We start from the raw sequence: 11023 nt of genomic DNA, 5'->3' as shown, positions 1-11023 counted from the left end.
TGGGAAATCATGGTGCAGCTATTTTAATCGCCCGTGGGGAATTGGCATTATCAACAGACATTAACAGCGACTGTCAACCGTTAAATGGGTTAGTGGATGCAATTGTTGAGGTTTGTCCCCAAATTCATGCGATGCGGGATGCAACTCGTGGTGGTGTCGCTACGGTGTTAAATGAATTTGCCCAAAGTTCCGACGTGGGGATTCGTTTGGATGAAGCATCGATTCCGATTCGGGAAGAGGTGAATGGAGTTTGTGAGATTCTGGGATTAGATCCGTTATATCTCGCCAATGAAGGGAAACTGGTGGTTATTGTACCGCGATCGCACGCCGAATCTGTATTATCGGCGATGAAGTCTCATCCGGCGGGAGAGGATTCCTGTATTGTGGGTGAAGTAATTGATTCCCCTGCGGGTGTGGTATTGCTGCAAACTGCTTTTGGGGCGGAACGTATCGTTGATATGCTAGTGGGGGATCAATTACCCAGGATTTGTTAACGACTGTATTGTACAGAGGGTAGAGACGTAGCATGCTACGTCTCTACCCATTGGGGGATAGAAAAACCGGATTTAGGATTAAGCTGAATGTTTAGATCCATCAGGCATAATGGCATCCGTCAGAGTTACAGCTTCATCTAAAGCCGCCTGACTCAAATCAGCTCCTTCCAAATTGGCTCGACTTAAATTTGTTCTCTTAAGTACTGCTTCACTCAAATAAACTCCAGTCCTGAGAATCAACCTAAGCGGTTACAGGTTCGAGTTCTTTCTCCACCTCAGGTGTATACTTACCCTCATGGGCAGCACTATTGCACTTCGCCCGATGTAGCAGCAGTTTTTGGGCTAAAGACACATTTGATTCTTTCCCTTTCCACGCTTCTAAAGCAGGTTGCTGGATAGCACGGGCATAAGAGAAGGTTATGGGCCAAGGCGCTTGGTCGGCATATTTAACATTCATTGCATTTAAGTGAGCCGATGCTTGCTCATTACTCTGACCCCCAGACAGGAACGCCACACCCGCCACAGATGCTGGAACTGAATTCATCAAGCATTGTACCGTCGCATCTGCCACTTCATTCACACTGGCTTGGTTGGGGCAATCCTTCCCAGAAATTACCATACTGGGTTTGAGGATCATTTGGTCGAAAGCTACCCGCTGATTGTAAAGCTGATTGAAGACAGTGCGTAGGGTTTCCTCGGTTACCTGATAACAGCGTTCCAGAGTATGATCCCCATCAATCAGCACTTCCGGTTCCACAATGGGAACCAAACCCCCTTCCTGACAGAGTTGGGCATACCGGGCTAATCCATGGGCATTTGCCTCGATACAACCCCGGCTGGGAATGCCATCACCAATCGTGATCACCGCCCGCCATTTGGCAAAGCGAGCGCCCATTTGATAATACTCCGCAATGCGATCGCGCAGACCATCGAGTCCTTCGGTGATTTTTTCCTCAGGGAAACCTGCCATGTCTTTGGCACCAGTATCCACTTTAATTCCAGGGATTATCCCCGCATCGGTCATCACCTTGAGAAACGGTGTCCCTTCTTTGGTCGATTGGCGAATCGTTTCATCATAGAGAATCGCGCCACTGATGTAATTCCCTAAGTTAGGCGTGGTCAAAATTAACTGGCGATAAGCACGACGCATATCTTCGGTTTGCTCGATACCAACCTTCCCCAATCGCTTATTACAAGTGCCGTTACTTTCATCCATCGCCAAGACACCCTTGCCGGGGGCAACCATTGCCTGTGCTGTCGCTCTGAGTTCTTGTGCGTAGGTACTCATGGTGAAACCTCTATAAAGTTTTTTTGCTATCTATTCATAAATGATGCAGGTTAATGGGTTTATTTGCAACAAGTAATCTGAAATTGGGCAGATTTTTCTTCGGTTCTAGGACATAGAAGCCTTGATTTACCAGATATTTGCATTTTATCCCTCTGGCGATAGATGCCGAATCTTGTCGAATGATTTATTTTAGCTATTGATATTAATTCTTGATAATTTGCCAAAACTGACGCCCAGCCAATCAGTCATTGCTGGTTTTCCATCGCGATCGCGACTCCAACTGCTATTTTCTACTCTATTTCCATGTAGCATAAACACAATATTCAAACAGTTCTTTCTTGCTATTTCGTTTGCGAACAACGTTACTGCCAATGTTAGTATATCCGAGTTGGTGTAAGGATTCTTTCAAAAGCTTTTCCGTCTTGACCGGAATCCCATAGAACGAAGAATTGCCGACAATGTATGAAAGCACTGCATTATCCTGTAAGTTGTGACGCAAATTATCAAAATGTAAGTGCATATCATAGAAATATTTCTCGACATATTTTGCCATAAGCCGAGCATTCTTATTTTCTGATTGCCCAATTTGGGAAACAATCCTGTTCATCGAACCTGACAATTCTATTCCATTAGATTCCCAATTCTGTAATCTACTCGTCGCCACACTCCACGTTCCGCCAATGGCTTGCCAGTCTATCTCACCTGCTTCTTTGGCAGTATCTAGAAACTTTGTCCAATACATATAAGGGCGAAGTTCACGAATGTAACTCATCCGATTGGGGTAAGGTGGTGAGGTTACGACATGAGAATATTTCACGTCATTGGATACAGAGTACCGTGAATCAGCATAAAATACTGTTGCTTTACCTGCTAAAGGGTGACTGATACTATTAATTATCGCTTCAATAATAATTTGATAAAGCTGTTCAATTTGTTCAACTTCATACCGAGTAACTTGCTGATGAAACGACATAGACACATGATTAAAGGCAGCGGAAGAGGTTTCAATCACTAAACGGCAAAAAGCGACCCATGCCAAGGAAGAAACATCACCCTCTTTCGGTTCACCAAATTCGCTTACCAAGCCTTGCCGAAGCGCTGCCAGAATTTTTAATGTATGTATACTCCACCAGCGAGTAATGTTATAAATATTAGGAGTCCAGCACTCTTGATCAATCAGACCTTTGCATTGATGAATGGTTCTTTTAATCCTCTGATTAAAGTCATCCAGTTCCGAGAAAGAATAATTCCGGCATTTGGCATTACCCAGCCAGATCAGAAATCTATTAATATCTAAACAATGAGCTTGTAATCCCTGTTCAGCAGCAACTAAACCCGTTGTAGCTGTCCCAGAGAAAGGGTCAAGAATGAATGATTCAGTGGGAATCTTGTTAATCATCTCTGACACTAATTTGACTGAGTAAGCAGGGGTGAGTCGTAACCATCCATGCCGTCCCAGTTTTTGGTTGTATTTAAAGGTATAATCTGACCGTTGATTAACCTTAATATCCATTATTCAGCACTCAGCAATGTTTCCAGAACCTCATGGATCTCATGCTTAATCTCATCCGATTTTCTCTGAAAGAAATCTGCCAAGTTATACCCTAGCACCTGTTCACAAAAGGCATATAGCGAGATTTTGGGATCACCATTCATTGTGCCAATCAGAATTCCGCAACGGTTGTTTCGATATCTCAACACAATATCTGAATCTATTTGTGCTGAAAATATGGCAAATACAGGCAGATAATCATTTGCCCACGCCACTGTAGCATTGTCTATGTCAGCATTCTGACGCTTGCTATCTTTGCTCTTATATCCCTGTCTAACCTCAAATACAATACCATTAGAGGGTTGAGTCACTTCACCTAAGCCATTGCAATAATTGGTTATCCACTGATTAACCTTGTTCAACACGGACTGATTCCTGATTTCTGAAAGTTTTAGCCGACCATCAAGGGAAAGGGTTTTGCTTTTTCCAGAGGATGTTCTGGTTGTGTAAGACCATCTGGCAAAGCTAGGGTCAATGTAACGGGTTGTATCTACAATAATCTGGCGAAACAAACGTTCGCAGCCAATGCCAACCTGACGATAAATAGAAGTCATGCCACCAGCCGCACGATGGGCAGCATACATGAGATCAGTATCTAAACCAACCCAAGAATAAAACAAATCAGCACCGTAAAGGACTTTAAATTCTTGAAGTGAGAAACCTTTATTTGAGTTTCCCTGACCAAACTTTGGGCGATAGTCTTGGCATTTTCTAATCGGTTGGAGAAAGGTTTCTAGGTACTCCTGTTCATCTGGCACATTAACATTATTGGTCATTTATCAGTTAACATAATGTCCGTCTCGTCAGTTATCATTTCCTTTTACCTCGCCACCTTATTTATTCCCTTCTGCCTTGGAGTCTTCTGCCCTCTATCTTACTTAGATTGATGTAATTTTAGGGGTACGATATATCGTACCCCGATCAACTTAGGGATCAACCCAAAGACCATCCGCTTTAATCAAATTAATTAACTCTTCCACTCCCTTATCTTCGGGCACCTTCTTAATCTCTTCGCGTCCCCGATACAGGGAAATATAACCGGGTTGCTTACCCACATAGCCATAATCTGCATCTGCCATTTCCCCTGGACCATTGACAATACAACCCATCACGGCAATATCTAAACCCGTCAGGTGTTTCGTCGCTTCCCGAACTTCGTGCAGTACGTCTTCTAAATTAAACAAGGTGCGCCCACAGGATGGACAGGCGACATATTCCACCATCGTTTTCCGCAGTCCCAAAGCCTGGAGAATGCTATAGCAAACCGGAATTTCTTTTTCTGGCGCTTCCGTCAGGGAAACGCGAATGGTATCGCCAATTCCTTCGGCTAACAGGGTACCAATACCCGCTGTAGACTTAATCCGTCCATATTCCCCATCACCGGCTTCTGTAACACCTAGATGCAAGGGATAATCCATTCCCAACTCATCCATGCGCCGTACCATCAACCGATACGCCGCCAGCATCACCGGGACACGGGAGGCTTTTAGGGAAATCACCAGATTGCGGAAGTCGAGGGATTCACAGATTCGGATAAATTCCAACGCTGATTCCACCATCCCTTCCGGGGTATCGCCGTAGGTGAATAGCATCCGTTCAGCTAGGGAACCGTGATTCACCCCAATTCGCATGGCTTTCCCTTGATCCCTTAGGGAAATGACCAGAGGTGCTAAAGTTTCCTTAATCTTTGCCCCAATTTGTTCAAATTCAGCTTGAGTATACTCCGTGCGATCGCTCTTTGGTTTCTCGAACACGTATAACCCTGGATTGATCCGCACTTTATCCACATGCTTGGCGACTTCTAGGGCTATTTTCATCCCATTGTGGTGAACATCCGCCACCAAGGGAACCTCTTGGTACGTCTGAATCAATTTCTGCTTGATTTGGGCGAGGGCTTTGGCATGAGCCATACTGGGAACCGTGACTCGGACTATCTCACAGCCAATTTCATGCAGGCGGCGAATCCCAGCCACTGAACCCTCAAGATCTAAGGTATCTTCATTAATCATCGACTGCACCACCACCGGATGTCCGCCACCAATCGTGACATTCCCGACGGATACCGGGCGGGTTTGGCGACGGTGGATAACGGTATCTAATGCTGGGGGTTTGGGGGCAGTTTGAGGGGTTGGAAGTGTTTGCATAACCTATCGGGATAATTACTGTAGCCAGACTATCTGTTTGTTCTCTATTCTCTCAGAGTGCCACAGTTGGGGCGATTTTGGGTTAAGGCAAGAGAAAGTGCGATCGCGCCTACTCTCCTTAGCTACACTAGACTAACAGCTATCAACGTTCTGGTTATGTCCCTTGCCTAAGATTTAGATGCCAGCCCAGACATGGTAGAAGATGTTATCGTTCCACCCAGCGATTTACCCGATAATGTTTAACTACTCCGGAAAATCAGGAATCACCCACTTAGGGGGTTCCATCAGTTTCTTCCGTCGCGCCTCCTCAGCTATCTCATACATTTTGTCCAATGACGTCTCATTGATAAATGTTGAGGCTTTAGCCGCATACTCCTTGTGGGGACATTTATCACCCAATACACAACCATTGACGCAGGCTTCAGCACAGTTTATGGTAGGTTCCACTTCTCCCCTCCTTATTTACAGCTTCGTCGGACAATTTTAAACGCTATATCTTATTTCTCTATATTTACAAATTTTAATGCATTTAGCCAATTCTGGAGAATATAGTCTTATTGTTTGACAAATAGCCTATATTTTTTTATAATTTTATGCCGCCTATTCTTTGATATAAGACATAAGACGAATCTCTATCTCAACCGCTTCTTTTCCCCTTGATAGCGCAGCCACTCACCCACAAAGGCAATTGCCCCAGATGCGCCAATTAAAATTACACTCAAGGCATTAATATCGGGTTTAACTCCAGTACGAATGCGGCTAAAAATTTCCATCGGTAGCGTTGTCGATCCGGTTCCAGCCGTAAAGCTAGCAATCAGGAAATCGTCCATACTGAGAACAAAGGAAATTAAACACCCCGCAATTATGGCAGGCATCAATTCGGGCAACAACACTTTAAGAAACGCTTGAAACGGGGTTGCGCCTAAATCGAGTGCTGCTTCTTCCAAATACGGATCAAGACTGGAAATACGCGAAGAGACGACAAAGGCAATGTATGCCAAACAGAATACCACATGGGCTGCCACAATTGTCCACAAGCTTAATGGCGTGCCAATCACCGCCAGAAACACCAGAGTCGCCACTGCCATGGCGATATCGGGAATAATCAACGGTAAGTAGGATACCCCACGATATAACCCCTTCCCCATAAATTGATAACGCACCAACCCCACCGCCATCAACGTGCCAATCACGGCGGAAATAACCACAGCCACAAAAGCAACCGTCAAGCTATTTTGCAACGACTTCAGCACCCGTACATCACTAAATAGCTTCTTGTACCACTCCAACGTAAATCCCTGCCAATTGGCACTATAAGCTGACTCATTAAAGCTATAAAATGTCAAGACCAAAATCGGCAGATACATATAAAAAAACATCAGCAAAGAAAATATCCCTTGCCAAGAAAAGCTCGGCTTTAGTTTAGATGATTGCATCTCGACGGGAAGTTCCTCCTGCTGATTGCTTACTGAGTCTGTCATCTAATGCTGCTGGAAAATGGTTAAATAAATCGGGTTAACTGGATACGGTAACGCTCTTTTTTGGTTATGCTAACATCTCCAACTTGCAAGCGCCCTTTACCCCGAATCGCGATTAAGTCACCCGGTTTAACCGAGTAACTGGCTTGGCTAACCTCTTTCCAGTTTACCCGCACATCACCCGCCCCAATCAAATCTGCCATTTTACTACGGGATGTGCCAAATCCGGCTGACGCGATCGCATCTAGGCGCATCGATGCTTCTACTGTCGTCATTTCTTTCTTCTTCGGTTCTCGAATCTTGAGTTGACTCAACTCAATCGGTCGAGTTTTCACCGGAACCGAACGCACTTGAGTGAGCTGCGTCTCCAGAAACGGGACAATGTCTGGAATCACAATCACTTGAGCGCCACGTTCGCCTAAAACAATAATATCGCCAACTTTCTCTCGCACAATCCCTGTTCCCAGAATCGCGCCCAAGAAATCCCGATGGGTGGCTGGATCAAAGAGAAAATTACCCTCAATATCTAACGCCGCTAACTCAACCTGAGACTGATCCAGAGGTAATTCTTCACGGGTGATCCCCAGCCGTTGACGTTCAGCTTGAGGATATCCTCCCCATGGTAAAAGTTGTACCTCCGTCAACCGCGCAAACTGCTGCTGAATTTCCACCAGTACAGGCGGTGAGAGGAAATCGGTTAACACCACTTCCCAAGTTTTGATCGCTTGTTCCGCTTGATCAATCACACGGGCAACAGTATCACGATTTTCGACGCCTTTGAGTAAGTCCTCTCGTGGCAACATGGGAATAATGAATTATGAATTATGCTTAATTTTGTAATTGTATTTCATCCCGGAAAAAATCGCTAGAGTTCTACTATGGCGCACCCTCTGATGTCGCTGTTTTCCCTACGAGTTTTAATCCTAACGGCTACAACCTTGTATCAAGCGATCGCCTGCTGGCGAGAAGATCGTACACCACCACCGGGTCAACGGGTGGATGTGGGCGGTTTCTGCTTGCATTACGTTACAGCAGGAACCGGATATCCAACCGTTGTACTCGATCATAGTTTGGGCGGAGTTGAGGGCTATTTTTTGGTGGATGAATTGGCGCAACTTGCGCGGGTTTGTATTTATGATCGCGCGGGTTTTGGTTGGAGCGATCACAGCCCCCATCCTCGCACCAGTAATCAGATTGTCACCGAACTTGACCAGATGTTGACCCTGGCGGGTTTAGAACCTCCCTATATTTTGGTGGGTAACTCTTTTGGCAGTTACAATATGCGCCTTTACGCCTCTCGTTATCCGGAAAAAGTTGTAGGATTAGTTCTGACTGATGGGTTACATGAATCAGCGATGTTAAAAATGCCCCTAATCCTGCGCGGATTACAATTGTTCTTTGCGTCAGGCTTTATCATGTCAGTTCTGGGAGCAACATTGGGCATCATTCGTCTCCTAAATATAATTGGCGTATTTGAATTAATCAAACCAAAATTACGTCAGTTTTCTCTGGATTCTCGTCAAGCGGTAAAACGCTCTTTCTGTCGCCCCAAACACTGGGTAACGATGACCAGAGAAATCTTGAGTTTAGATACAAGTGGTCGTCAAGTCCGCTGCGCTAGTCATCTTAAGGATTTGCCGATTGTTAGTCTTAAAGCCTCTTCATTTTTCATCCCTTCACTCCTAACTGTTTTGATGCCATTGAAAGCCGCCAATCAGTTACGCGATCGCATCCATGATGAGTTAGCTAAACTCTCGACAAATTGCGTACAAATCCCGGTTGAAAACAGTGGTCATTTTGTCTGGGTGGATCGACCGGATGCGATTATTAAAGCTATAACAATCTTGTTGGAAACTACTGGATAATAGAAAAAATAATCAATGAATGCTAAAAACAGATCAAATGATCAATAAATAGGGGACATGAGCAAAAAGTATTACCCAGATATAGAGTCGGGTAAGCTGATAGTGTATACATTAGATGAGTAAACCTGTATTCTCATAAGAGGGAGTGAATGGCTAGAAGTATTTCTACAGTAGATCTATTTTGTGGTGCTGGAGGACTAACCCATGGGTTTGAGCAAGCAGGTCTTCCAGTTAAAGCTGGATATGATATCGATCCCGCCTGTAAGTTTCCTTATGAACATAATAACAACGCAAAATTCATATTGCAAGATGTAGAAAATGTCAGAGGTTTAGATTTATTCAAGCATTTTTACGGAAGCCATATTAAAGTATTAGCAGGATGCGCTCCTTGTCAGCCATTTTCAAGTTATTCAAGACGTTATCAGTATCGACAGTCAAAGTGGAAGCTACTGCAAGATTTTGCCCGTCTAATTGCAGAATGTCAACCCGATATTATTTCAATGGAAAATGTACTTCAGTTAAAACATCATTCAGTATTTGATGAATTTACTACCTATTTAAAAAAATTCAACTATTGCTTTGAGTGTTATGAAGTTAATTGTCTAAATTATGGGGTTCCCCAATCTCGAAAGCGGTTAGTATTACTGGCTTCAAAATTTGGCGAAATTCACTTAATTCCAAGAACACATAGACCAGAACAATATAAAACTGTACGACAAACTATTGAACACCTTGAACCACTTTATGCTGGTCAGGCTTCTCAAATTGACTGGCTACATAGATGCAGTAAACTTTCTGAACTAAATATGCGTCGTATTCGTGCTTCAAAACCTGGTGGAACTTGGCGAGATTGGCCTCAAAATTTAATTGCAAAATGCCACATAAAAACAAGTGGTAAAACCTATCCTGGAGTGTATGGTAGAATGGAATGGGATAAACCTAGTCCAACTATAACTACACAATGTTTTGGTTTTGGTAATGGTCGGTTTGGTCATCCCGAACAAGATCGAGCTATCTCTCTCAGGGAAGCAGCTTTATTACAAACTTTTCCACCACAATATGAGTTTTTCAACCCTGATAAACCAGTAGCAATAGATATATTAGGTCGATTAATTGGTAATGCTGTACCTGTAAAACTAGGTCAAGTAGTCGCCCTTAGTATACTAAATCATATTGAACAGAATCATTAGTTCCTTGCTCCAAACTTTTCAAGAACATAAGATATTTACTCACTTCTCTAGAGCGTTCATTGAAGTCCTGAAATAAGGCGCTAATCATGATTTACCGAGAAGCTGATCGCGAACATATTCAATACGCTTAATTACTTTAGGTCTGGAGTTGCTGGCATCTGAGGTGGTATATTCCTTGAATTCGGGTGAGTCAAGCCACTTGATTGACTTTGGCTCAAGATTGGGTTTTTCCCTCAATGCAAGTGCAACACCTACAGAAATTGCCTCAAATCGAATTCTGGGAGTTTTTACATGACCTTTGGCTTTACTAAAACCATTGGGAAAATATTTATCAACAAACTCTAACATTTGGTGAAATTCATATCGCATACCATTTTTGTCAATTTTAGCATGGTTATGTTCTTCTAGATATTCGTTCAGAAACTTATTAACTCTTCTTTCAAAATTTTGATAGTTATTTAAGTAGGCAAAAAAACGTAATACAAATTCTTCAGGTTCGCGTTTACGGACAAGTGCTTCTGATATAGGGCATAGTTTCCTAAATTTGTCAGTTTTAGCGAGTTCTTCAATAAGATCAACAAACGGACCAGGAGATATGCCTCTACGCTTCTCCATTTCATTGAGTTGAACGCTACCTGTGTTAATGCGTTCAAACATATCCCGTCTGGTTTCTTCATCAGCTTTCTCAGTCAGCACAATCATGCGAATAGTAGTACGGTTGAAGCGTCTCTGTCTTCCCAGGGGTAAATCGCTGAATTTGAAGTTGTTAAGCTGTTCTAACTTTTCTAAGTCACACAGTTTTAGTTCGTTATTCATAAATCTGTCTAAGGTACGGATACGTTGGGTGCCATCAACAATTTCTAACCTAGCTAAATCCTCCTGATCATCTTCTTGCTTGGGTCGCAAATCAGCAACGAAAATATAGGGTATTGGTAGTCCTAACAAGAGAGATTCAATAAACTTTGACTGCCGAGGTTCTTCCCAAATCATATCTCGTTGATAGTCTGGTATA

13 protein-coding genes are annotated in these 11023 nt (G+C 43.4%); 3 read left to right on the top strand and 10 right to left on the bottom strand.

The features are described from left to right. The coding region (locus tag ACLFWI_RS18530) for an AIR synthase-related protein (RefSeq protein ID WP_446414138.1) at window positions 1–494 on the top strand (494 nt) is incomplete at its 5' end. A gap of 78 nt (window positions 495–572) precedes the next feature. Here the strand turns inward: ACLFWI_RS18530 and ACLFWI_RS18525 are convergent. The 9 genes from ACLFWI_RS18525 to ACLFWI_RS18485 form a co-directional block, all read right to left on the bottom strand. Beyond that, window positions 573–710: a pentapeptide repeat-containing protein gene (locus tag ACLFWI_RS18525; protein WP_446414137.1), complete on the bottom strand. Its 138-nt coding sequence runs from the start codon at window positions 708–710 to the stop codon at window positions 573–575. A gap of 25 nt (window positions 711–735) precedes the next feature. Then, window positions 736–1782, bottom strand: coding sequence for a class I fructose-bisphosphate aldolase (locus ACLFWI_RS18520; protein ID WP_446414136.1), 1047 nt, complete (start codon window positions 1780–1782; stop codon window positions 736–738). 189 nt (window positions 1783–1971) lie between these two features. Then, complete coding sequence (locus ACLFWI_RS18515; RefSeq protein ID WP_446408154.1) at window positions 1972–2094, bottom strand: hypothetical protein; 123 nt, start codon at window positions 2092–2094, stop codon at window positions 1972–1974. Then, window positions 2078–3295: a DNA methyltransferase gene (locus tag ACLFWI_RS18510; protein WP_446414135.1), complete on the bottom strand. Its 1218-nt coding sequence runs from the start codon at window positions 3293–3295 to the stop codon at window positions 2078–2080. Before ACLFWI_RS18510 ends, ACLFWI_RS18515 begins: the two co-directional genes overlap by 17 nt. Then, window positions 3295–4110 carry a hypothetical protein gene (locus tag ACLFWI_RS18505; RefSeq protein WP_446414134.1) on the bottom strand — a complete coding sequence of 272 codons (816 nt, stop codon included), beginning with the start codon at window positions 4108–4110 and terminating at the stop codon, window positions 3295–3297. Before ACLFWI_RS18505 ends, ACLFWI_RS18510 begins: the two co-directional genes overlap by 1 nt. 150 nt (window positions 4111–4260) lie before the next feature. Further along, window positions 4261–5478, bottom strand: a complete 1218-nt coding sequence (gene ispG, locus ACLFWI_RS18500) for a (E)-4-hydroxy-3-methylbut-2-enyl-diphosphate synthase (RefSeq protein WP_446414133.1) — start codon at window positions 5476–5478, stop codon at window positions 4261–4263. Between the two features lie 243 nt (window positions 5479–5721). Next, a complete protein-coding gene (locus ACLFWI_RS18495) occupies window positions 5722–5925 on the bottom strand; it encodes a hypothetical protein (RefSeq protein ID WP_446383012.1) in 204 nt (67 codons plus the stop codon). 185 nt (window positions 5926–6110) lie between these two features. Continuing rightward, entirely contained in the window at window positions 6111–6959 is an 849-nt protein-coding gene (locus ACLFWI_RS18490) for an ABC transporter permease (protein WP_446408149.1), read from the bottom strand. A gap of 20 nt (window positions 6960–6979) precedes the next feature. Then, window positions 6980–7759, bottom strand: coding sequence for a photosystem II S4 domain protein (locus tag ACLFWI_RS18485; protein WP_446414132.1), 780 nt, complete (start codon window positions 7757–7759; stop codon window positions 6980–6982). A gap of 90 nt (window positions 7760–7849) precedes the next feature. Here ACLFWI_RS18485 and ACLFWI_RS18480 point away from each other — a divergent pair, with 90 nt between their 5' ends. After that, complete coding sequence (locus tag ACLFWI_RS18480; protein WP_446414139.1) at window positions 7850–8821, top strand: alpha/beta fold hydrolase; 972 nt, start codon at window positions 7850–7852, stop codon at window positions 8819–8821. A 149-nt stretch (window positions 8822–8970) separates the two neighbouring features. After that, window positions 8971–10011, top strand: a complete 1041-nt coding sequence (locus tag ACLFWI_RS18475) for a DNA cytosine methyltransferase (RefSeq protein WP_446414131.1) — start codon at window positions 8971–8973, stop codon at window positions 10009–10011. An 84-nt stretch (window positions 10012–10095) separates the two neighbouring features. On the opposite strand, the gene ACLFWI_RS18470 is transcribed toward ACLFWI_RS18475, so the two are convergent. Next, window positions 10096–11023: DUF262 domain-containing protein (locus tag ACLFWI_RS18470; RefSeq protein ID WP_446414130.1), on the bottom strand; the 928-nt coding region annotated here is incomplete at its 5' end.

The sequence above is a fragment of the Coleofasciculus sp. genome, from assembly GCF_046539235.1.
Lineage (GTDB): Bacteria > Cyanobacteriota > Cyanobacteriia > Cyanobacteriales > Coleofasciculaceae > Coleofasciculus.
This window is presented reverse-complemented; position numbering and strand designations above follow the sequence as displayed.

Bases quoted from the DNA above. Each gene is read 5' to 3' on its own strand.
- ACLFWI_RS18520 (WP_446414136.1), bottom strand. From the start codon at position 1,782: ATGAGTACCTACGCACAAGAACTCAGAGCGACAGCACAGGCAATGGTT.
- ACLFWI_RS18515 (WP_446408154.1), bottom strand. From the start codon at position 2,094: ATGCTACATGGAAATAGAGTAGAAAATAGCAGTTGGAGTCGCGATCGC.
- ACLFWI_RS18510 (WP_446414135.1), bottom strand. From the start codon at position 3,295: ATGGATATTAAGGTTAATCAACGGTCAGATTATACCTTTAAATACAAC.
- ACLFWI_RS18505 (WP_446414134.1), bottom strand. From the start codon at position 4,110: ATGACCAATAATGTTAATGTGCCAGATGAACAGGAGTACCTAGAAACC.
- ispG (WP_446414133.1), bottom strand. From the start codon at position 5,478: ATGCAAACACTTCCAACCCCTCAAACTGCCCCCAAACCCCCAGCATTA.
- ACLFWI_RS18490 (WP_446408149.1), bottom strand. From the start codon at position 6,959: ATGACAGACTCAGTAAGCAATCAGCAGGAGGAACTTCCCGTCGAGATG.
- ACLFWI_RS18485 (WP_446414132.1), bottom strand. From the start codon at position 7,759: ATGTTGCCACGAGAGGACTTACTCAAAGGCGTCGAAAATCGTGATACT.
- ACLFWI_RS18480 (WP_446414139.1), top strand. From the start codon at position 7,850: ATGTCGCTGTTTTCCCTACGAGTTTTAATCCTAACGGCTACAACCTTG.
- ACLFWI_RS18475 (WP_446414131.1), top strand. From the start codon at position 8,971: ATGGCTAGAAGTATTTCTACAGTAGATCTATTTTGTGGTGCTGGAGGA.